Origin of the sequence: Phytopseudomonas argentinensis, assembly GCF_900113905.1 — a bacterium.
GTDB lineage: Bacteria > Pseudomonadota > Gammaproteobacteria > Pseudomonadales > Pseudomonadaceae > Aquipseudomonas > Aquipseudomonas argentinensis.
This window is the reverse complement of the sequence record NZ_FORC01000002.1, coordinates 736,669-757,700: the sequence shown is the minus strand read 5'-3', so window position 1 is coordinate 757,700 and position 21,032 is coordinate 736,669. Positions and strand designations below refer to the sequence as shown.

At 63.7% G+C, this 21,032-nt stretch carries 19 protein-coding genes; 4 read left to right on the top strand and 15 right to left on the bottom strand.

Annotated elements, in window-relative coordinates:
• Positions 1-167: 167 nt before the first annotated feature.
• From BM154_RS11985 to BM154_RS11955, 7 genes are all read right to left on the bottom strand, one after another.
• Positions 168-2,126 (bottom strand): methyl-accepting chemotaxis protein, encoded by a 1,959-nt coding sequence (locus tag BM154_RS11985; protein ID WP_074883766.1) that lies wholly within the window; start codon positions 2,124-2,126, stop codon positions 168-170.
• A 352-nt stretch (positions 2,127-2,478) separates the two neighbouring features.
• On the bottom strand, positions 2,479-4,422 hold the full coding sequence (locus BM154_RS11980; protein ID WP_074883762.1) for a response regulator: 1,944 nt from the start codon (positions 4,420-4,422) through the stop codon (positions 2,479-2,481).
• Entirely contained in the window at positions 4,412-5,287 is an 876-nt protein-coding gene (locus BM154_RS11975) for a sensor histidine kinase (RefSeq protein WP_074883758.1), read from the bottom strand. Before BM154_RS11975 ends, BM154_RS11980 begins: the two co-directional genes overlap by 11 nt.
• Entirely contained in the window at positions 5,280-6,290 is a 1,011-nt protein-coding gene (locus BM154_RS11970) for an ATP-binding protein (protein WP_074885316.1), read from the bottom strand. The genes BM154_RS11975 and BM154_RS11970 overlap by 8 nt, the downstream gene beginning before the upstream one ends.
• A complete protein-coding gene (locus BM154_RS11965; RefSeq protein ID WP_074883754.1) occupies positions 6,287-6,691 on the bottom strand; it encodes an anti-sigma regulatory factor in 405 nt (134 codons plus the stop codon). Before BM154_RS11965 ends, BM154_RS11970 begins: the two co-directional genes overlap by 4 nt.
• A complete protein-coding gene (locus BM154_RS11960; RefSeq protein WP_074883752.1) occupies positions 6,688-7,050 on the bottom strand; it encodes an STAS domain-containing protein in 363 nt (120 codons plus the stop codon). The genes BM154_RS11965 and BM154_RS11960 overlap by 4 nt, the downstream gene beginning before the upstream one ends.
• Positions 7,051-7,054: 4 nt before the next feature.
• A complete protein-coding gene (locus BM154_RS11955; RefSeq protein WP_074883750.1) occupies positions 7,055-7,906 on the bottom strand; it encodes an STAS domain-containing protein in 852 nt (283 codons plus the stop codon).
• 338 nt (positions 7,907-8,244) lie between these two features.
• Between BM154_RS11955 and BM154_RS11950 the strand changes: the two genes are divergently transcribed.
• On the top strand, positions 8,245-9,891 hold the full coding sequence (locus BM154_RS11950; RefSeq protein ID WP_074883747.1) for a methyl-accepting chemotaxis protein: 1,647 nt from the start codon (positions 8,245-8,247) through the stop codon (positions 9,889-9,891).
• Positions 9,892-9,937: 46 nt separating this feature from the next.
• Here the strand turns inward: BM154_RS11950 and BM154_RS11945 are convergent, their stop codons facing one another.
• From BM154_RS11945 to pnuC, 8 genes are all read right to left on the bottom strand, one after another.
• Positions 9,938-10,588, bottom strand: coding sequence for a cytochrome c oxidase assembly protein (locus tag BM154_RS11945; protein WP_074883745.1), 651 nt, complete (start codon positions 10,586-10,588; stop codon positions 9,938-9,940).
• The gene (locus BM154_RS11940) at positions 10,581-11,189 is read right to left on the bottom strand and encodes an SCO family protein (RefSeq protein WP_074883742.1); all 609 of its coding nucleotides are present in this window, start codon (positions 11,187-11,189) and stop codon (positions 10,581-10,583) included. Before BM154_RS11940 ends, BM154_RS11945 begins: the two co-directional genes overlap by 8 nt.
• 121 nt (positions 11,190-11,310) lie before the next feature.
• Positions 11,311-11,859 carry a RipA family octameric membrane protein gene (locus BM154_RS11935; RefSeq protein WP_074885314.1) on the bottom strand — a complete coding sequence of 183 codons (549 nt, stop codon included), beginning with the start codon at positions 11,857-11,859 and terminating at the stop codon, positions 11,311-11,313.
• 80 nt (positions 11,860-11,939) lie between these two features.
• Positions 11,940-12,449: a ferritin-like domain-containing protein gene (locus BM154_RS11930; RefSeq protein ID WP_074883739.1), complete on the bottom strand. Its 510-nt coding sequence runs from the start codon at positions 12,447-12,449 to the stop codon at positions 11,940-11,942.
• Positions 12,450-12,744: 295 nt separating this feature from the next.
• A complete protein-coding gene (locus BM154_RS11925; RefSeq protein WP_074883737.1) occupies positions 12,745-13,098 on the bottom strand; it encodes a DUF3509 domain-containing protein in 354 nt (117 codons plus the stop codon).
• A 333-nt stretch (positions 13,099-13,431) separates the two neighbouring features.
• Entirely contained in the window at positions 13,432-14,598 is a 1,167-nt protein-coding gene (locus BM154_RS11920) for a zinc-dependent alcohol dehydrogenase (RefSeq protein WP_074883734.1), read from the bottom strand.
• A 91-nt stretch (positions 14,599-14,689) separates the two neighbouring features.
• Positions 14,690-15,730 (bottom strand): AAA family ATPase, encoded by a 1,041-nt coding sequence (locus BM154_RS11915; RefSeq protein WP_074883731.1) that lies wholly within the window; start codon positions 15,728-15,730, stop codon positions 14,690-14,692.
• A gap of 1 nt (position 15,731) precedes the next feature.
• A complete protein-coding gene (gene pnuC / locus BM154_RS11910; RefSeq protein ID WP_244157144.1) occupies positions 15,732-16,394 on the bottom strand; it encodes a nicotinamide riboside transporter PnuC in 663 nt (220 codons plus the stop codon).
• An 83-nt stretch (positions 16,395-16,477) separates the two neighbouring features.
• On the opposite strand from pnuC, the gene BM154_RS11905 reads away from it, so the two are divergent.
• The 3 genes from BM154_RS11905 to BM154_RS11895 all read left to right on the top strand — a co-directional run bounded on the left by BM154_RS11905 (position 16,478) and on the right by BM154_RS11895 (position 21,022).
• The gene (locus BM154_RS11905; protein ID WP_074883728.1) at positions 16,478-17,515 is read left to right on the top strand and encodes a LacI family DNA-binding transcriptional regulator; all 1,038 of its coding nucleotides are present in this window, start codon (positions 16,478-16,480) and stop codon (positions 17,513-17,515) included.
• Positions 17,516-17,809: 294 nt separating this feature from the next.
• Positions 17,810-18,970, top strand: a complete 1,161-nt coding sequence (locus tag BM154_RS11900) for an L-talarate/galactarate dehydratase (protein WP_074883725.1) — start codon at positions 17,810-17,812, stop codon at positions 18,968-18,970.
• Between the two features lie 252 nt (positions 18,971-19,222).
• Positions 19,223-21,022 carry a methyl-accepting chemotaxis protein gene (locus BM154_RS11895; RefSeq protein ID WP_074883722.1) on the top strand — a complete coding sequence of 600 codons (1,800 nt, stop codon included), beginning with the start codon at positions 19,223-19,225 and terminating at the stop codon, positions 21,020-21,022.
• Positions 21,023-21,032 lie beyond the last annotated feature (10 nt).

Here is a 21,032-nt window from a genome sequence, read left to right as displayed (position 1 = left end):
AGGCGTGCCTGGTGAAGGCTTTGGTCATCAGGCCCATGCCCTGCTCCGGAAGGCCGTTGCCGATCTCCGAATTCGCACCCTAGCCGGTCATAAATTTCCTTTGCCCCCGGTGGCCGTGGCGGCGCGCACGTCATGCCGCTGGCGGCGCGCCGCAGGCCCCGGGCGTGTCACGCCAGCTTGAAGCGGTTGACCTGCGCCTGCAGATCCGCCCCCAGGCGCGCCAGGTCGACGCTGGCCGCCGAGGTCTCTTCGCTGGCCGCCGACGACTGCTCGGCCACGTCACGGATGCTCGACACGCTGCGGTTGATCTCCTCGGCCACCGAACTCTGCTGTTCCGCGGCCGTGGCGATCTGCTGGTTCATCTGCTGAATTTCCGAGACCGCCGAATTGATCGCGCTCAGGGCGCCGTTGGCCTGCTGGGCCGCCTGCACCGTGGTTTGCGCCTGGGCGCAGCTCTGCCCCATCATCGCCACGGCCTTCTCCGCGCCGTTCTGCAGATTGCCGATCAGCCCCTCGATCTGCTCGGTGGACTCCTGGGTGCGCCGCGCCAGGGCACGCACCTCGTCAGCGACTACGGCAAAACCGCGGCCCGACTCGCCCGCCCGGGCCGCCTCGATGGCTGCGTTGAGGGCCAACAGGTTGGTCTGCTCGGCGATGCCCTTGATCACGTCGACCACGGTGCCAATGTTGCCACTGTCATGCTTGAGCGATTCGATGGCGTGGGCAGAATCCTCGATGGCTCCGGCCAGTTTCTCGATGCGCGACACCGCCTGCTGCACGGTCTGCTGCCCCTGCTGAGTCTGCTCGTCGGCGTTGCGCGCGTACTCGGCGGCCGATTCAGCGTTGCGTGCGACATCCAGCACGGTGGCAGTCATCTCGTTCATGGCGGTAGCCACCTGCTCGGTTTCCATGCGCTGCTGCGCAACCCCGGCACTGGTCTGCTCGGTCACCGCCGACAGTTCCTCGGCCGCGGTGGCCAGTTGCGCCACGCCATTGCCCAGGCGCCCCAGCAGGTCGCGCAGGCTCAGGGTCATGTCCTGCATGGCCTGCATCAACTGGCCCAGCTCATCGTGGCGGTCCGGCACGATATCGCCGGACAGGTCGCCGTTGGCTACCTGGCGCGCCACGCCGACCACCCGCTGCAGCGGGCCGACGATCAGGCGGGTGATCAGCAGCGCGCACAGCAGCCCCAGCACGAAGGCGATGGCCGCGGCGCTGAACAGCAGCGTCTTGGCTTTACTGGCATCGCTGCTGAGCAGGCCGAACTGCAGTTCCAGCGATTTTTCGGCGGACGCCGCGACCTGCCGCGCCCGCTGGGTCATATCCTCTTCGGTGGTGTCGTATTCGGCAATGGCCCTGCGCAAGGTAGCGAACTGCTCGTTGTATTGCTGCAACTGGACCAACGCCGACTCCACATCCGCCTGGTCGGTCGGGTTGCTGAGTTCACGGGTCAGGCTGCGGCCCTTCTGTTCCAGCGAGGCGAAGTGCTGCTGGAGCAGATTGGCGTATTGCTCGTCCTTGCGCAGCAGAAAGTCCTTCTCGCGGCGGCGTGCCTCGAGCAGCTCCATGGCCAGGGAGTTGGCCTGATTGGCCTGGCTCAGCACGTCGATGCTGGTCTGGTCGCCGGTCAGGCGGATCTGCTCGACGGCCGCCTTGCGCAGGCGCTCCTCGAGAACCGAGAAACGCTCGAGCGCCCCCCGGGCGGCATGCTCCATGGCCTCCTGCGCCGACTGGCTGCTTTCGGTGGCCTGCTTGAGACTCTGCAATTCATCGCGATAGCCCTGCACGTCCTCCTGGATCTTGCGCATCAGCTCCTTGTTCTGCGGCCGCTGCATCTGGTTTTCGCTGGCCTTGGCCTGCTGCTGGATCTGGTCGGTCAGGGCCACGGCCTGCTGCATGTAGGTGTCGTCGTCGCGCAGCAGGAAGTTCTTCTCCTGCTGGCGCGCCTCGGTCAGCCGGGCGTCGATGCTGTTAACGCCCAGCAGAATGTCGAAGCGTCGCAGGGTGGTTTGCAGGGCCGACTGGCCAACCCAGACGATTGCCAGGGTAATGGCCAGGATCAGGCCGAAGCCACTGAGCAATTTCTTCCTGACGGACATGTTGAGCAATAGGTTTGCGATGGACATCGAATAACTCCCCTGATGATGCAATGAGGCCTTGGGCCCAGAAGTCATGCGTCTTGGCGCATGTCATGAATGCCTAGCAAACCGTGCGGTAGAGACGCGCGGCGATTTGCTAGTGCATGACCGCTATCGGCGGACCAGCCGGAAACTGTAAATTTTGTAAAGATTGAGGAGCTGATCTGGCTACTGCCAAACACCGCGCGTCATGCAAACGGCGAAGCACAGCCCCCTCGACAGAGGGTGCGATCAAGGACAGTCGGAGAGGAGCAGCGCAGAGGCTGGCGTCATAGGCTGCAAGGGTGGGCGTCAGAGCTGCGCCACGCAGCCCCGCCCCTGTATGCCAGAAGACGTGGGATCAGTGTTCGGGAAGCGAGGCCCGGACCTTTTCCAGCAATTCGTTCATCTTGAATGGCTTGGCCAGCAATTCCATCCCGCTGTCGAGAAATACCTGGCGTGTGATGGCTTTCTCGGCATAACCGGTCATAAACAGGATCGGCAGGCCGCTGCGCAGCGCACGTGCCCGTTCGGCCAGTTCGCGACCGTTCATGCGCGGCAAGCCCACGTCGGTGAGCAGCAGGTCGATCTGGGTATTGCCCTGCAGATGGGCCAACGCGGTTTCCACGTCGCCCGCCTGGATGCAGCGGTAGCCCGCTTCCTCAAGTACTTCTGCAACGAAAGAACGCACCGAGGGCACGTCCTCGACGATCAGTACATGCTCGCCGGCACCGCGGTAATCAGCCTGCTCGACAACCCCCTGCACCTGCAGCGGCTCGCTGCTCACCGGCAGCATGAGGGTGACTTCGGTGCCGCGCCCCGGGGCACTGCGAATGCCCGCATGGCCGCCGGACTGGCGGGCGAAGCCGTAGATGGTCGACAGCCCCAGGCCGGTGCCCTGGCCCACGGGCTTGGTGGTGAAGAAGGGATCGAAAACCTTGTCGATCAGGGCGTGCTCGATCCCGCTGCCGTCATCGCGTACCGACAGGGCGATATAGGCGCCATCGGCCAGATTCGGATCGCCGCTGGAATGCGCCGTGTAGGTGGTCACCCAGATATGGCCGCCGTCGGGCAGGGCATCGCGGGCATTGATCACCAGGTTGAGCACTGCGCTCTCCAGCTGGCTGGGGTCGACCAGAGCGATGGAGGGCTTGCCGTTGAGCTCCAGGATCAGGGAGATCTGCTCGCCGATGGTTCGCATCAGCAGCTCTTCCAGGGATTTTATGCGTTCGTTGACATCCACCGCGCGGTTGTCCAGCGGCTGCTTGCGGGCAAAGGCCAGCAGCCGGTGAGTCAAGGCCGCCGCGCTCATCGCCGAATTCAGGGCGGCCTCGGTATACAACTGCACGCGATCCAGACGGTGCTCGCTGACCCGCTTCTGGATCAATTCCAGGCTGGTGATGATGCCGGTGAGCATATTGTTGAAATCGTGAGCGATGCCGCCGGTAAGGTTGCCCAGGGCCTCCATCTTCTGCATCTGCAGCAGCTGCGCTTCGGTGCGCGCACGCGCGGCCACCTCGTGGGCCAGCTGATTGGTGGCATCGTCCAGCTGGGCCTTGTGCAGATGCTCGCGGCGGCGGTGTTCGGTGACGTCCTCGATAAACACCAGGCTCAAGCCGGAAGCCCGATACGGCGACACCTGCCACTCGGTTTCCCGCGCTTCACCGTGCACCTGCATGGTCAGCGAGCCCCGCCAGCGTTCGCCGGCTGCCGCCCGCACCCGCAACTCATCGAGCATCGCCGCCTGGTCAGCGGCGAAGCAACCACGCAGCCCCAGGTCAGCGCCGTCGCCCTGAATCAACTGAGCGAAGGCATGGTTGCACTCATGCACGTTGAGGTCGCCATCGAGCACGGCAATCGGCGCGCTGACATTGACGAAAATCTCCCGGAAACGCGCCTCGCTGGCGCGCAATGCGTCTTCGGTGTCGCGTACCCGCAACAGCGTGCGCAGCGTGGCCAGCAGCACGTCCGCGTCGACCGGATGCACCAGGTAGGCATCGGCACCCGCCTCCAGGCCGGTGACGATATCACCGCTCTGGATCGACGCCGCAGACACGTGAATCACCGGCAGCAGCGCGGTACGCGGATCGGCACGCAGGAGGCGGACGATGTCGAAGCCGCTCATGTCCGGCAGGTTGACGTCGAGGATCAGCGCATCGATCGTCTCGCCACGAACCAGAGCCAGCCCGTCGCTGCCAGTACCAGCCTCCAGCACCTGATAGCCATGGCGCTCCAGGCGCCGCCGCAAGGCATAGCGGGTGGCGACATTGTCATCGACGATCAGCAGGCGGCTGTCAGTTTTCATCGGCAACCTCTGCGGCAATGGCCAGCGGGATGATCACGAAGAATAGCGAACCCACACCGGGCTCGCTCTGCACCCCGACCTCGCCACCGAGCAAGGCCGCGAAACGCTTGCACAGCGACAGCCCAAGGCCGGTGCCGCGCAAGCGTTTCTGCAGGGGTGAGTCGATCTGCGAGAAGTCTTCGAACAGGGTGTCGTGGAGCTCGGCAGCGATACCGATACCGGTGTCGCTGACCGCAAAGCGCACCCGGTCGGTGCCCTCGAGCTGTGCCGACACCCGCACCTCGCCGCGCGCGGTGAACTTCAGCGAGTTGGAGATGAAATTGCGCAGAATCTGCGCGAGCTTCTTGTCGTCGGTGTACAGCCGCGGCAGGCCGACCGGTTCCTCGAAGATCAGATCCACCGCGCGGGCATCGACGATGGGCCGGAACATGCCGCGCAACGCGGAGAACAGGTCGAGCATGTCGAACCAGGCCGGCGAAATGCTGATGCGCCCCGCCTCGATCTTGGCCAGATCAAGCAGGTCGTCGACCATATCGCTCAGCTCACGGGCAGCGGTACTGACGAAGGCGACCTGGCGATGTTGTTCTGGGCTCAACGGACCGTCGAGCTCATCGCTGAGCAGGCTGGTGATGCTCAGGATAGAACCCAGCGGGGTGCGGAACTCGTGGCTCATGTAGGACAGGAAACGGCTCTTCAGGTCCGACGCCTGGCGCAGCTCGTCTGCCTGGTTGTCCAGCTCGGCATACAGGGCGAGCACACCCTGGTTGGTTTCCTCGAGTTCCTCGCGCAACGCGGCGCTTTCGCTTTGCAACTGGGCGATCAGTGCGGCCTGCTCGGCATGGGTCAGGTTTTCGGACTCAGCCATGGCTGGCCTCCAGTGCGATGACCACGACCGTGACGTCGTCACGGCCGCGGCAGAAGTCTCGGTGCAGCACGGCGGCGATCACCGCCGGATGGCGATAGGCCAGGCCCGGGTAGTCGCCCAGGTTCCAGCGCGACTGCAGGCCATCGCTGTGCAGGATCAGCAACTGCCCGGCCACCTGCTCGAAGTCGAATGACCGCGCCTTGCGGTACTGGCCGCCGACGATACCTGGGTGGGAAGCCAGCCCGCGGGACTTGCCTGGGCCGATCAGGCTGGCGGCAATGTTGCCGATGCCGACGAAGCGCAGGTTGCCGAGGTCGAGCCGCGCCTGGGCGATGGCCACCGCCCCGCCACGGGTACCCTGCATGGCAGCGTGCAGGTCGTCGATCAACAGCAGCGGATCGTTGAACGGCACCAGGGCAAAGGCCCGTGCCCCGGCCAGGGCGGCCTGTTCGGCCTCCTCGCCATGGCCCAGGCCGTCGATCACCAGGACGCTGATGGCCTGCTCGTTGAGCGCCACGTGCCAGGTATCGCCACAGGCGGGGTCGGCATTGAGCGCGTGCTGGCTGACGGCAATCGGCAGATCCGGTTTCGTTGCCTGGCGCGGATAAAGGCGCGCCAGCAGCACCGCGCCACGGGTGTCGGCATAGGCATCGAAAACTTCCGCCTGCCGGGTAATGGCGCCCAGGCCGATACCCTGAGTGCCGCCCGTGGAGTAACCGTCGGCCAGGCAGGCCTGCAGGTCGAAGCCCGCAGCACGGTCCACCGCCACGATCTCGATGCCGGCGCCATTGGCCCGGGGCAATACCCTCAGGTGCAGCTCGCCGCGCCCGGCATGCTTGAGCAGGTTGCTGGCCAACTCGGTGGCCACCAGCGCGACACGCCCCGCATCGGTTTCGTCGAAGCCCTGCCCTTCGGCGAGCTTTTGCGCGGTGCGCCGGGCATGGCCGACCTGGCTGCCGTCGTCGATCGGCAGCACCTGGGTGACGCTGCCGCTGATGTTCATGTCCATCGGGTGATCGTGATCCTGGTGCCCTCGCCGGGTGCAGTATCGAGTTCGAACTCGTCGACCAGGCGCTTGGCCCCGGTGAGACCGAGCCCCAGGCCGTTGCCGGATGTCCAGCCATCGGTCATGGCCAGCTTGAGGTCGGCGATACCCGGCCCCTCGTCGCGGAAGATCAGGCGCAGGCCAACCCGCGTGCTGTCCTCGAGCACCTGCCAGTCCATGTCACCGCCGCCGCCATAGACCATGGTGTTGCGCGCCAGCTCGCTGACCGCGGTGACCAGCTTGGTCAGGTCGATCAGCCGCATGCCGCACTCGGTGGCCAGCTTGCGGGTGGTCTGGCGGGCCAGCACCACGTCCTGCTCGATGGCGATCGGCTGGGTACCACTGCTGCGCACGATCATCGCAGCGCCACTCGCTCACGCAGGCGCTGCATGCCGCGCTCGACATCCAGCGCGGTGCTGACGCCCGGCAGAGTCATGCCCAGTTCGACCAGGGTGATCGCCACCGCCGGCTGCATGCCGACCAGCATGGTCTCGGCATCCATGATGCGCGACAGGCCGGAGATGGTGCCGATCATCCGGCCAATGAACGAATCGACCATGTCCAGTGCGGAGATATCGATCAATACCCCGCGTGCCGAGGTCGAGCTGATCAGTTCGGCGAGGTCGTCCTGCAGGGTCAGGGCCAACTGGTCATGCATGTCGACCTGAATGGTCACCAGCAGGAACTCGCCCATCCGCAAAATCGGAATGCGCTCCATGGGCTCACACCGCTTTGTCGAGGTTGACGCCCTGGCGGCTCAGCGCCAGCTTCAGGGCGTCCGACAGGTTGGCCTTGGTGATCACCCCTTGCAGGTCCAGGCCCAGGTGCACGATGGTCTGGGCGATCTGCGGGCGAATACCGCTGATGATGCAATCGGCGCCCATCAGACGAATGGCAGTCACGGTCTTGAGCAGGTGCTGGGCCACCAGGGTGTCGACGGTCGGCACGCCTGTGATGTCGATGATGGCGATTTCCGAGCCGGTATCGACGATGCGCTGCAGCAACGACTCCATGACCACCTGGGTGCGCTGCGAGTCGAGGGTGCCGATCATCGGCAACGCCAGGATGCCGTCCCACAGCTTGACCACCGGCGTGGACAGCTCCAGCAGCTCTTCCTGCTGACGCTTGATCACCGCTTCACGCGACTTCTGGAAGGTACGGATGGTATGCAGGCCGAGGCTGTCCAGCAGCTCGGAGATATCCAGCAGTTGCTGAGCCTGCACCTGCGGCTGGTCGCTGTAGTGACGCTGCAACAGCGCGAACAGCGGCCCTTTCAGGGCGAAGATAAAGGTGGCGGCCTGGTGGGAGTCGTGGCCAAGCAGCGCGCGGCTGGCCGACAGGCGCTCGAGGAAGTGACGCACCTTTTCCCAGGCCGGCGTGGCGATGTTCGAACCGCTTTCGCTGTGCAATGCGGCGAGGGTCAGCTGCAGGAATTCGCTGGTCTGCTGCTGCAGCTCCTGCTCCTTGAGGTTACGGGTCGCGCCGCTGGCCTCGAGGCCTGTGCTCCACTCATTGAGCAATTGCGCCTGGTTGTTGCTGATCGCCTCAACGGTGCCGCTATGCAGTGCTGCCATAAGCCATAACTCCTAAACGAATACAGGCCGATTTTTTTATCGGCATGAGACAGTGACAGTGGGGGGTAGTAATAGTTGGAGCAGCTTTCAGGCGCGCATAGTAAGGGCAATGCACTTGGTAAAAAAGCAAAATGCCACGTCAAACTGACATCATTTTCGGCCCTGTGCACAGGCGCCCGAAACGGCGCGTTCAAAGCGCCCTGGCAAGCCCTGACAAAGGGCACAAACGCCTGCACTGCCGGACCCTGTAGAAGATTTCGAACACTCGCAAATAATGGCGACATGCGATCATCGACGCCCCTATACTGGGACGACTCCAACGACATGGAAACCCACCCATGCGCCTCGACACGTTGACACTCAAGACCCGTCTGATCATCGCAGTGGCCATCCCCTGCATCGCCCTGGTGCTGATCGCCCTGGCCAGCCTCAACAGCATGTCGAACATGCAGAAAGAGGCCAGCGCGCTCTACCTCAACACCGCTGCCCCCATGCGTGCCATGGCAGAAGCTGCCTCGCGGATTCCACGCATGCGCGTGGGTATCGACATGATGCTGCTGCAGGACACCGCCCTGCGCGACGAGCGCGGGGTCAAGACGCGGGTGCAGGAAGCACTCAACGAGGACATTCCCGGCATGCGTGAGGCCATGCGCCACGCGGTCGAGGCCCAGGTCAACCCGGAGCGACGTGCCCAGGCGCAGCGCCTGCTCGACCAGTTCGAAGCGATGGTCAGCAATGAGCTCACACCGATGCTGCAGGCGCTCGACAGCGGCGACATGCCAAGGGCCCAGCAGATCTACCGCGATCAGTACGCCAAGAGCTACGGGGCAATGCGCGGGGGCGCCAGCGAACTGCTCGATGCCCTGCTGCAGCAGGCCGAACAGCAGAACCGGAACAGCACCAACAATTACGAACAGGGCCGCGTACGCCAGCTGGTGATCATCGCCCTGGGCCTGCTGATATCGTTCGTCGCCTCCTGGCTGATCGTCACCAACCTGCGCCGCCGCGTGTCCACGCTGCAGAGCAGCCTGGGCCATGCCGCCGACAACCTGGCGCTCAACGCCCGGATCGAACTCAGCGGCAGCGACGAGCTGAGCGACATCGCGCAGAGCTTCAACCGCTTCCTTGAGAAGGTGCATGGCATCATGCAGCGGCTGGCCGGCAATTCCCGCGAGCTGTCAGCGATGGCCAGCGAGGTGGCCGAGCGGGCACGCCTGACCCAGAGCAACTGCCTGGCTCAGAGCGATCGAACGGTGCAGGTGGCCACCGCCATCCATGAACTCGGTTCGACGGTCAACGAGATCGCCGGCAACGCCGAGAATGCCGCGCGTGTCGCCCGCGAGGCCACCGAGCATGCCAATGGCGGCCGCGAGGTGGTGGATCAGGCCAACCGGCAGATCGATGCGCTGAGCGGCGAGCTGGAACAGACGGCCGGCGTGGTCGGCGCGTTGGCCGGGCAGATCGACGCGATCAGCGCCACCCTGGGCACCATTCGCAGCATTTCCGAACAGACCAACCTGCTGGCCCTCAACGCCGCCATCGAAGCCGCACGCGCCGGCGAACAGGGTCGCGGCTTCGCCGTGGTGGCCGACGAGGTGCGTACCCTGGCCAGCCGTTCGGGTGCGTCCACCGAAGAAATCCAGAAGGTCATCGATCGCCTGCAGGCCGAGTCGCGCTCGGCGGTCGAGGCCATGGCCAAGGGGCGCCAGCAAAGCGAACGGGTGGTGGAGTATGCGGGCAAGGCATCCGAAGCACTGGCGCAGATCAACGGTCATATCAGCCAGATCAGCGACCAGAACATCCAGGTCGCCACGGCCACCGAAGAGCAATCCTGCGTGGTCGAGGAAATCAACCGCAACGTCGAGCAGATCAACCAGTTCACTCAGGAAACCACCCAGATCGCCGACCAGTTGAACGACGCCAGCAGCAACCTGCAGAACCTGTCGCGCCAGCTCGATGAGCTGGTAGGCAACTTCAAGCTGTAAGCACGCGGCCGCCGTCGGCGCGATGCCGGCGGCAGGCCAGCCACCTTCAGGCCCTCGCCTGCCGCCCGGTAGACAACAGGCGTGCGGCCAGCGCCACTGCCCCGCCCAAATAGACCACGCCGCTCCACGCCGCCATCAGGATGCCGCCGAAGCGCTGATCGTCCAGTTGCTCGAAGCCGAACGCGCCCAGGCACAGCTCGGCGGGGTAGATCAGCCTGGGCGCCATGATCAGCACCACACCGAGCATGGTCATGTGCACGAAGGTCAGGAAGAAGCCGAACATCGCCGCGGCCAGGCCCCGGCGTGAATCGCTGGCGAAGCCGAGCAACCAGACGCCCAGCCCGACGGCCAGAAAGCTGGCCTGCTGGGCGACGAAGGCCCAGACATTGAGCGCAGCGGCCTTGTGCAACGGCGGCGCGTGCCAGCCCCATACCACCAGCATTTCGGCGCCGAATACCAGAAAGATCCCGGCGCTGTTATGCCGCCACCTGTCCACCCGCAACCCTGCGCGGGCCAGGCCGATGGCCAGCAACGGCGCCGCCAGCGCCACCACCCCCAGGTGCAGCAGCATATGCGCGGAAAAGGCCGTACGGCTCATGGCAGGCAGCGGGCCCAACCAGCAGGCGGCCAGCACCAGGAAGCCGACCACAAGTGGCCAGTTGGGAGCTGGCCTGGCCAGCGTGCCATGATCACCCATCGCGTGAGTCCGCCAGAGCCATGGAGATCGTGCGCACCGTGTCGGCCGTTGGCGTTTGCAGGGAAATCAGGCTGACCAGATCGCCCTTAGGGCTCATCAAGTAGATCGAACCGCTGTGGTCGAGCATATAGGTATCGCCCATCGGCACCTTCTTGAAATACACCGCATAGGCATCGGCAACCTGGCGGATCTGCTCGGCAGTGCCGGTCAGGCCGAGGATGCGTTCGTCGAAGAATCCGGTGTAGGCGGCCAGCACCTCTGGCGTGTCGCGCTCGGGATCCAGGCTGATGAACAGGGGCTGCAGCCGTGCGCTTTGCTCGCCAAGGCCATCCAGCACCTTGGCGACATGCATCAGGGTGGTGGGGCAGATATCGGCGCAGCGGGTGAAGCCAAAGAACACCAGCAGCCACCTCCCGTCGAAACTCTCCTGGCTGACGGCACGGCCCTGCTGATCACGCAGTTCGAATGGCCCACCAATGGGTGTGCCGGCATCGACGGCAGCGGCCACCGGTATGCGCGCCGGCCAGAGCTGATACGACAACGGCAAGGCGGCAAGCAACAACACGCCCATCAGTGCGCTGGCGATCAGGGTACGTTTCACGTGCGCGGCCTCCTCGTCCGTTGACGGCAGCGCCCTTATGCCTGCCTCGTGCTACTGACCACGTAGCCGCACGCGCAGTGCGATCTGATAAAGGTTACCGCACATCTCCAGGCTCAACGCCTCATACCTTGGCCGAGGACGACAGTTGCAGCCATACGGAGAACAGGCCCAGCCCGGCCCAGAACAGGGTGAACAGCCACGGCGAGCGCATCGAAAAACGCAGGGACTTGAAGTAGCGTTCATCACTGGACTCGTGCTCGCTGAACAGCGGCGACTCGTCGTAGGCATGGCCGAACCTGGGTTCGCTACGCAGCAATTGCTCCTGTTTGAAATGCCAATGGCCGATGATCGCCGACGACGCCCTGATACCCGGCCAGGCATTCAACGAACTGACGATACCCAGCAAGGCCAGCATCGAGGGAACCACCAGGGTGAACATATCGCCCCAGTCCGGGTTGGCATTGGCCATGGACGACGCATAGGCGATGACCAGAAACGACTGTGCAGCCAGGTAGGCGTTGGTACGGTCGGCCAGCAGGTTGGTTTCGTAGTGGATTTCCCGCCGATAGAAATCCAGACGTTCCTTGGGGGTACCGAACATCATCGAATCGGAGACTTCAGTGTTCTCCGCGGCGGGTTCGGGATCTGCAGAGGTGATGATTCTGGACAATTTGAAGCTACCAGTACGACGGTAAGGAGGGTTGGCGATGGCGGCGCCCGACGAACTCATCGCCGGGCGCCGCAGGGCCGCTAGCGTTTGGCCTGGGTATCAGGCGCCTCGGAGCGGGTCAGGAAGGCATCGGTCAATTCCGGCAGATGGTCCTTGATCCATTCGGCCATGGCTTCTTCCTGGGGCAGGATGGTCTCGCAAACGCGCTGGGTTTCGTGATCACCGACCGCCTTGGCCGTGGCGATCAGCACGGTGTAGGAGGCAATCTCGAGATTCTCGAACACGTAACCGCTCATCGCGCCCTTGATCACCTCATCGCTCATCACCGAACCACCAATTGCCTGACCAAAGGCAGTGAGCTTGCCGGCCATGTCCTTGAGCATCGACGGCTTCTCGCCAAGGCGCTCCAGGCACCCTTCCAGCAATTCGCGCTGGCCCTGGGTTTCTTCGATGTGTTGTTCGATGCGGGTTTTCAGCTTTGGATAATGCTCGAGGCGCGACGCTTGCGCTTTCAACATCTGCTCAGCCTGTTGCTCCATTGCATGGGCGTCGCGCAGCCAGCTCAACAGGTTTTCGGTCTTGGTCGCCATGGTCATTGCTCCTGAACAGTAAGGATTCATTATTGGGAATGGCGCGATGAGCAATACGTTCGCAATTAAGGACGAGCGGTTAATGCGCAGCCTGTTTTCCAAAAAGTACGATGCAGGGAAATCCAACCAATTCACCACGCCATTACGACAAAACCCGTACAACAGGAAAACAATCATTCATTTAATGCTTTCTGTATAACTCCATGTATAAGTTATAGCGCGCTCTTTGCTGGCATTTTAATAGCGATCAATAAAAAGCCCCGCGAGTTAGCGGGGCTTGGCAAATTAGCTGCACTTAAGCAGTCGGGCGCTGGCGATGATCCAGATTGCGCCGCGTCCACATCATTTTCGCCGCGGTCGGGCTGACCGGGGCGCCGGTGAAGGTCGGCAACTTGCGGCGTACCCAGCGCGCGCCTGCGCCTTTCCAGGAGATTTCGCCGCTTACCAGCTTCTGATCACGCTCGAGTTCATGGGCCAGAGCACGCAGCTCGTTGTCGTCGACAACCGTACGGCGATCGATAGCGCGGCTAAGTTGCGTGGTGCCACCCTTGGCAACTGTCAGCAGAAATTTTCCGTCCGGGCGTGGTGTGAGAGTAATTTCATGATCAGGCAGCGCGGACGCAAGCACTTCAATGGCAACAGCAGTCATCGGAAAAACTCCCTTGGTGAATGACGATGTGAACGTCACTGGGTATTGCACGCTGCATGCCAACCAAGAGATGTCTTTAAACGCCTATAAACCGGGCCCATCATGGAAGTTGTCAGGCCTCGGCGATTGCAAAGTGCAAGATGCAACTTAAACAGCACCGCATTTTGCATGCCATCAAAATACAACTACACACTTCCCTCGGAATTCCGAACTTTTAAAGGCAACTTCCAGGTTATTTACAATACTTACAGAATCGCCCTATCCACCTATATAAGAAAGGTACCAGCGGCTGCCGGGAGATCGCCGGCGGACGATCTCCCGGCCGGGCCGGTGTCATGGCCGCAGGATCACCTTGCGGCAATCGTCTTCCTGTTTGTCGAATAGCCGATAGCCCTCGGCAGCATCGGACAGGTTCATGCGGTGGCTGATGATGATCTCCGGTTGCAGTACGCCGCTTTCGATACGCTCGAGCAGATCCGGCAGCAACCCATGCACATGGGTCTGGCCCATCTTGAACGTGAGGCCTTTATCGAAGGCATCGCCGAACAGAAAGCCATGGATGAACCCGGCATAAACGCCCGGTACGCTTACCGTGCCACCGCGCCTTACCGCGGCGATGCACTGGCGCAGCGCCTTGCCGCTGCTGCCTTCCAGCTTGAGCTGGGTCAGCAGGGTTTCGGTGGCGCTACCCTTGGCTTCGAAACCGACGGCGTCGATGGCGGCATCCACACCGCGATAGCCTTCGGTCTGCTCGATGATCGCCTCGGCCGGGTCGTCGACCTTGTCGAAGTTGATCGGCACCACCCCGTAGGTCGCCCGCGCGTACTCGAGGCGATAGGGCTGGTTGTCGACCATGAAGATCTGTTTGGCGCCAAGCATCCGCGCGCAGGCGGCGGCCATGAGCCCCACCGGGCCGGCGCCGTAGATGGCCACGCTGCTGCCCTCCTTCACCCCGCCATTGATCACCGCCTGGTAGCCGGTCGGCAGAATATCGGTGAGAAACAGCACGCGCTCGTCGTCGAGTTCATCGGGAATCTTGAAAGGGCCGGCATTGGCCTTGGGCACCCGCACCAGCTCTGCCTGCCCGCCAGGCATGCCGCCATACAGGTGGCTGTACCCAAACAGCGCAGCGCCCGAGGGAATCTGCTTCTTGTTGAGGATGGCACCGCGCCCATCGTTGGTGGTTTCGCAGGCGGCATGCAGGTTCATGTCGCAGAAGAAGCAACTGCCGCAGGCAATCACGAACGGCACGATCACCCGGTCGCCCTTGGCGACCGCGGTTACGGCACTGCCAACTTCTTCGACGATGCCCATGAACTCATGGCCGAACACGTCGCCGTGTTTCACCTGGGGAATCTTGCCGCGGTAAAGGTGCAGGTCCGAGCCGCAGATCGCGGTGGCGGTCACCCGCAGGATGATGTCGTCGGGTTCCTGAATGATGGGATCCGCTACGTTGTCGACGCGAACGTCGTGGCTGCCATGGTAGGTCAATGCGCGCATGCTGCTCTCCAGAACGAGGATTTTGGGTGCCTGTTCTAGAGTCCGAGGAAGCGCCGATTCCTTTAGTTCAGCTGCGAGGATGAGTGGCCGCTTACGCTTGTGGCGGCCTTTGCAGTAGATCCAGGGCACCAGCGACGCGTTCGCTGAGCGGGCCGTGCAGCTCGTGATAGGCCCAGCCACGGCGCTCCAGCTGGTCGCGGTACCAGGCCTGCTGGCGGCGGCGAAATGTATCGTCCTGGCGGGTGCCATCCTGCACGAAGGGGAAGTCGTCGGCGCACAACAGGATGTGCCCGTAAGGCCGCTCGGCAAGGCGCTGCAGCTCAGGCTCGGCGCGCCCGAACAGAGCGTCGCTGTAGAACAGCGTGGTCAGCGGCGAGGTGTCGCAGACCAGGTAGCGGCTGGCCCGTTCGGCTGCGGCGTTCTCGTGCTCAACCTGGGTGAAGCCGATATGCAGCAGGTCGTCATAGTGCAGATTTCCCCCGCGGGCCAGCCAGCATTCGCGACCATATTCGGCAACGTGCACGCTGCCCAGTGCCTGGGCCAGGGCTGCGGCCAGGCTGCTCTTGCCGGTGGACTCGCCGCCCAGCAGCACGATGCGCTCGACGAAATCGGCATACACCGGCGGGGCGAGAAACGCCTTGAGGCCGTGGGGATCCTCACGCAAGCGGGTGCCGGAGATGGGCACGGCGCTACGGGCCTGATCGACGCAGACATGCTGCACCGGGTGGCCGAAGCACCGAGTCAGGTGCGCAGCAAAACCATCGCCATAGGATTCGCTGGTGAACACCGCATCCACCGTGGTGCCTAGCACCACCTGGCACAGTTCGGCGACGAACTGGCGCTGCTGGTGATCGGGCGCTTCGTTGTGCGGCAAGTCGGGCAGCACTTTGCCCTCGCCGCGCCAGGCCTGGATGCACGCAGGGGTGACCACCAGGGCCGGTACGTCAGGAAAGCGCGCCTGTAGCCAGCGCTGGCGGCGCGGTGCCTCGCAACCGGAAAGCTCGGGCAGCGAGTAGCTGAGCAAGGTGAGTTGTTCGCATTGGGCCAACGCCTCATGGATCAGCAGCTCATGGCCCAGGTGCAGGGGTGAAAACTTGCCGACCACCAGGCCGCGTCGAAAGGCTTTGCGCATCTCAGGCCAACCGCTCCTGCACCTGCAGCACGCGGCGCCAGCGGTACAGGCCGTACCAGGCATTACACCAGAACAGGCCATACAGCCCGGCGGTGAGGTACAGCTCGCGAGAGGCGAACAGCGGCACGGCCAGGGTGTTGACCAGCAGCCAGCCATACCAGGTTTCCAGGCGCCGGCGCATCAGCAGCAACTGCGCCAGCACGCTGAAGGTCAGTACCAGGGAGTCTACCAAGGGCGCGTAGGCATCGGTAAAGCGATGCAGCAACAGACCGTAGGCGACGGCAACGATCACCGCAAGGGCCAGATAGCCGAGCAATGCCCGCGCCGGCGTGCGGCTGATCGGTAGCTCGCCACCGGCATTGCCGCGTTGCCAGGCCCACCAGCCCATCACACTGGTGACGATGAAAAAGCCCTGCAGGGTGACGTCGGCATACAGCTGCACGGTAAAGAACAGCCAGCCGAACAGCAGGCAGCCGACGATACCCAGCGACCAGGTGTGCACGCTGTTGCGCGCCGCCAGCAACACGGCGATCAGGTTGGCGATATCGGCAATCAGTTCCAGCGTACTGGGCATCAACGGATCCTTGTCGGGGCAGCCGTGCCGCCAGTGGGCCATGTCGAAGATAAGGTGAAAGGCACCGGGCAGGATGCCGGCGCGCAGCATAGCGCAAATGCTTACCGCCAACGCGCGCGGCCCTCACCCGACTTGCTACTATCGCCCGCTGCACAATCCGCGCGAGGCTGCCCATGAGTGATGACCGCCCCACCCGCACGCGTTCGCGTCTGCTGGCGGGCAAGGCGCCGACCCTGGCAGATGTCGCCAAGGTCGCCGGGGTGTCACCGATCACCGTGTCGCGCACCCTCAACCAGCCCGAGATCGTGCGTGCCGAGCTGCGCGAAAAGGTCTTTCGCGCCGTGCAGCAGACCGGTTACGTGCCGGCCATGCTCACCGAAGCCAGCGCCCAGCGCAGCCGGCTGATTTCCCTGCTGGTGCCGACCGTGGCCAACTCGATCTTTGCGGACACCGTGCAGGCGCTGATCGGCACCCTCACCGAAGCGGGCCACGAAACCCTGATCGGCCTGACCAACTACAGCGCCGAGCGCGAAGAGCAGCTGCTCGATACCATCCTGCGCCGCCGCCCCGACGGTATCGTGCTCACCGGCACCCTGCACACCAAGGCCAGTCGCACGCGCCTGTCGCGCTCGGGCATCCCCATCGTCGAATCCTGGGACCTGGCGCCACGGCCGTTGGACATGTTGGTGGGCTTTTCCCACGAAGCGGTCGGCGTGGCCGTCGCCCGCTACCTGACCGCCAAGGGCTACCGGCGCTTCGCCGTGATGACCCTCGACGACCCACGGGGCCAGCGGCGCTGCGACAGCCTGGTCGGGGAACTGGCCAGCCAGGGTATCGGTGATGTGCCGCGGGTGGTGTTACCGCCACCGGCTACGGTCAACCTTGGCCGCGAGGGGCTGCAACGTCTGCTGGCTGCTGGCGAGTGCCCCGAGGTGCTGGTGTGCAGCTCCGACACCCTGGCTCATGGCGTGCTGGTAGAGGCCGCCGAACGCGGCATCCGCGTGCCCGACGAGCTGGCGGTGATGGGCTTCGGTGACCTGAATATTGCCGCGCACCTGCAGCCGCCATTGTCCACCGTGCACGTCAACGGCGCCGATATCGGCCTGCAGGCTGCTCGCGCCCTGCTGCAGCGCCTCGACCATCCAGATGAGGAGCCGGTGAAGGTGCGCATCGATACGGGGTTCAGCATCGTCGAGCGGCAGAGCGCCTGAGAACCGCCGCGTATTTCCAGCCCCGACTTCACTGCTTGGCTGCTGAGTGGTGGGAGCAGACACCCCCGTAGGGTGGGCAATGCTCTTTTTGTCCACCATTGCGATCGCAGAGCGGTGGACGGATCGGGCCGCGCAGGCAAGCGTCGTCCATCCTACGACTACGACCGACACGCCACTCATGAGGCGAGCCGAACCAGCTTGAATGATTACCTAATCAGCTTAACGTCCGGGATCACGCCGGTGGTTCGAACCACCCGGCGGCCCCCAACAAGAACGTCAAGCGAGGTAACAAGCGTGAATGACCACACCCCTTCCCAAGGCTGCGCGGACCAGGATCAGATCGCCTGGGTCCGCGTCGCTTCGGTGTTCCTGCCCCTGGCCAATCCGATCAGCGATGCCAAGGTGCTGACCGGCCGACAAAAGCCGATGACCGAGATCGCCATGCTGTTCGTGGAGATCGAGAGTAAGGACGGCCACCGCGGTCTGGGCTTCAGCTACTCGAAACGCGCCGGCGGCCCCGGCCAGTTCGCCCATGCCCAGGAGATCGCCCCGGCGCTGCTCGGCGAAAACCCCAGCGACATCCAGAAACTGTGGACCAAATTGTGCTGGGCCGGCGCCTCGGTGGGCCGCAGCGGTCTGTCGACCCAGGCCATCGGCGCCTTCGACGTAGCCCTGTGGGATCTGAAAGCCAAGCGCGCCAATCTGTCCCTGGCCCGTCTGCTCGGCGCCCAGCGCGACTCGGTGCGCTGCTACAACACCTCCGGCGGCTTCCTGCATACGCCACTGGATAAGTTGAAAGTGAACACCGACCTGTCCCGGGAGAAAGGCATCGGCGGCATCAAGCTGAAAGTCGGCCAGCCCGACTCGGCCCTCGACCTGCACCGCGTCGCCACCATTCGCCAGCACCTGGGCGACGACTTCCCGCTGATGGTCGACGCCAATCAGCAATGGGACCGCCCCACTGCCCAGCGCATGTGTCGGCGCTTCGAGGAATTCAACCTGGTATGGATCGAGGAGCCCCTGGACTGCTACGACGCCGAAGGCCACGCCGCCCTGGCCGCTGCCTTCGATACGCCGATCGCCACCGGTGAGATGCTCACCAGCGTCGCCGAGCACGCCGAGTTCATCAAAGCCCGCGGCGCCGACTACCTGATGCCCGATGGACCGCGGGTCGGTGGCATCACCCCGTTCCTGAAAATCGCCGCCATGGCCGAACAGGCCGGCGTGATGCTCGCCCCGCACTTCGCCATGGAGCTGCACGTGCACCTGGCGGCCACCTACCCGACCGAGCCTTGGGTCGAACACTTCGAATGGTTGGAGCCGCTGTTCAACGAGCGCCTGGAAACCCGGGACGGCCGCATGCGGGTGCCGAATCGCCCTGGCCTGGGCCTGTCGCTCAGCGAACGGGTGGCCGGCTGGACCGCCCAGCAGACGGAGTTCGGCAGGCGTGCTTGACCCCATGGCCTGAGCGAAAAAGCCGCTATCGGCATGGCACCGATGGCGGCACCTCAAAAAAGCAGAATTGACGTCATTTTTTTGTAGGCTGGACTCTTTATCCGTAACAGGCGAGGCACTACACTGCGCGCCCTGCGGCACATTCAGCACCGTAGGTAAAGGTCGCCGACCTGCACTATTTTGATTAAAGGTTGCGCGCAGCCGGTCGAAGTAGTGGAAATCCAAGGATCTTTCTCTTTCAGGAGCTGCAGCATGCAGTCGTTAAAGTCGCTATACGATTCAATCGAGATGCACTTTTTCGATACCCTGACCAAGAAACTATCCAGCCTGTTCCTGCTCGTGCTGGTCAGCGGCCTGCTGTTCTGGGTCGCCATCAGCCTGCGTGGCGATATCGTGCAGTTGCTGCACACTGCGCAGCTCGATCCCGCCCTGCTCAAGCAGGTCGAAGCCAAACTCGACACCCTGGGCACTGCCCTGGCGCTTAGCGCGCTGTTCACCCTGGGCATGGTCAGTTTCATGGTCTGGTATTTCCGCCATCTGATCGTGCGCCCGGTCGACAACATGACCCGCGCCCTGGAAGAAATCGCCAGCGGTGAAGGTGACCTGTCCCGCGACCTGCCCCTGCTGACCCACGACGAGATCCGCACCCTGGCCAGTACCTGCAACCGCTTCCTGGCCAAGCAGCGCGAGATCATCAGCAACGTACAGGCGCTGACCGTGCAGATCGCCGTCGAATCCGCCCGCTCGCTGAAGAACATCAGTGATTCCAGCGACAGCGCCACCCATCAGGCGCGCTTCGCCAACGAAGTGATGAGCGAGAGCAACAGCGCCGTTGGCCGCATCGACGAGGTGTCGCAGCAGACCCAGGCGATTTCCAGCACCACCGCACACAACCTGAGCATGGCTCAGGACTCCTACGCCGAACTGCTGGAAGTCACCGGCAACATCAGCGCCATTTCCACCAGCCTCAACGAATTCAGCACCCTGGTTTCCGCGCTCAACGAGCGCTCGTCGAACATCAAGTCGGTGGTCGGACTGATCCAGCAGATCTCCTCGCAGACCAACCTGCTGGCCCTCAACGCCGCTATCGAAGCAGCCCGCGCCGGAGAAAGCGGCCGCGGCTTTGCCGTGGTCGCCGACGAGGTGCGCACCCTGGCGCAAAACGTCAGCCGCGCCACGGGCGACATCTCGCAGAATATCGATGCCATGCTCAAGGAAGTCAGCACCACCCACGAGCAGACCGCGCGCATCAGCCAGAGCGCCCGGGAAACCCAGGAGGTGGTCGAACGGGCAACGGGCCACTTCGAGACCATGATCGGCGACTTCGAATCCACCAACGGCAAGCTGGCGGAGATCGCCGAGCACATCCAGCAGGTGGCCGACGCCAATACCGGCATCAACGACCGGGTAACTCAGATCCATGCCGACAGCCAGGCAATCGACCAACGCATGCAGCGCTCGGCCACCGCCACTCGGGATCTCTCTGCCGTTGCCGAGCGGGTGCAGACGTTGCTGGGCCGCTTCGTGCTCGGCCAGGGCGAACTGGACGCCGCCATCAGCCGCGCCACCCAGTGCCGCGATGCCCTGCAGACTCGCCTGGCGGCGCTGCAACGCGAAGGCGTCAATCTGTTCGATCAGAACTACAAGTTGATCGCCAACACCGACCCCAAGCAGTACATGACTGGCTATACCGAGCGCTTCGCGCAGATCTGCCAGGAAGAGATCGACCGCCTGACCAAGGGCACCGCGGGCGGCATCGTGACCTTTATCGTCGACACCAAGGGCTACTGCCCGGTCAACAATAGCTGGGTCTCCAAGGCGCCAACCGGCAACCGTGCCGTCGACCTGCCGGTGTGCCGCAACAAACGCATGTTCGCCGACCCGGTCGGCCTGCGGGCGGCGAGCAACACCCAGCGTTTCCTGTTGCAGACCTACCTGCGCGACACCGGCGAAATCATGACCGAGATCGACGTGCCGTTCTTCTTCGAAGGCCGCCACTGGGGCAATATGCGCATGGGCTTCGATGCCTCGAAACTGCTGGGCCACTCCTGATCGCGCCGGT

Bases quoted from the DNA above. Each gene is read 5' to 3' on its own strand.
- BM154_RS11985 (WP_074883766.1), bottom strand. From the start codon at position 2,126: ATGTCCATCGCAAACCTATTGCTCAACATGTCCGTCAGGAAGAAATTG.
- BM154_RS11980 (WP_074883762.1), bottom strand. From the start codon at position 4,422: ATGAAAACTGACAGCCGCCTGCTGATCGTCGATGACAATGTCGCCACC.
- BM154_RS11975 (WP_074883758.1), bottom strand. From the start codon at position 5,287: ATGGCTGAGTCCGAAAACCTGACCCATGCCGAGCAGGCCGCACTGATC.
- BM154_RS11970 (WP_074885316.1), bottom strand. From the start codon at position 6,290: ATGAACATCAGCGGCAGCGTCACCCAGGTGCTGCCGATCGACGACGGC.
- BM154_RS11965 (WP_074883754.1), bottom strand. From the start codon at position 6,691: ATGATCGTGCGCAGCAGTGGTACCCAGCCGATCGCCATCGAGCAGGAC.
- BM154_RS11960 (WP_074883752.1), bottom strand. From the start codon at position 7,050: ATGGAGCGCATTCCGATTTTGCGGATGGGCGAGTTCCTGCTGGTGACC.
- BM154_RS11955 (WP_074883750.1), bottom strand. From the start codon at position 7,906: ATGGCAGCACTGCATAGCGGCACCGTTGAGGCGATCAGCAACAACCAG.
- BM154_RS11950 (WP_074883747.1), top strand. From the start codon at position 8,245: ATGCGCCTCGACACGTTGACACTCAAGACCCGTCTGATCATCGCAGTG.
- BM154_RS11945 (WP_074883745.1), bottom strand. From the start codon at position 10,588: ATGGGTGATCATGGCACGCTGGCCAGGCCAGCTCCCAACTGGCCACTT.
- BM154_RS11930 (WP_074883739.1), bottom strand. From the start codon at position 12,449: ATGGCGACCAAGACCGAAAACCTGTTGAGCTGGCTGCGCGACGCCCAT.
- BM154_RS11925 (WP_074883737.1), bottom strand. From the start codon at position 13,098: ATGACTGCTGTTGCCATTGAAGTGCTTGCGTCCGCGCTGCCTGATCAT.
- BM154_RS11920 (WP_074883734.1), bottom strand. From the start codon at position 14,598: ATGCGCGCATTGACCTACCATGGCAGCCACGACGTTCGCGTCGACAAC.
- BM154_RS11915 (WP_074883731.1), bottom strand. From the start codon at position 15,730: ATGCGCAAAGCCTTTCGACGCGGCCTGGTGGTCGGCAAGTTTTCACCC.
- pnuC (WP_244157144.1), bottom strand. From the start codon at position 16,394: ATGCTGCGCGCCGGCATCCTGCCCGGTGCCTTTCACCTTATCTTCGAC.
- BM154_RS11905 (WP_074883728.1), top strand. From the start codon at position 16,478: ATGAGTGATGACCGCCCCACCCGCACGCGTTCGCGTCTGCTGGCGGGC.
- BM154_RS11895 (WP_074883722.1), top strand. From the start codon at position 19,223: ATGCAGTCGTTAAAGTCGCTATACGATTCAATCGAGATGCACTTTTTC.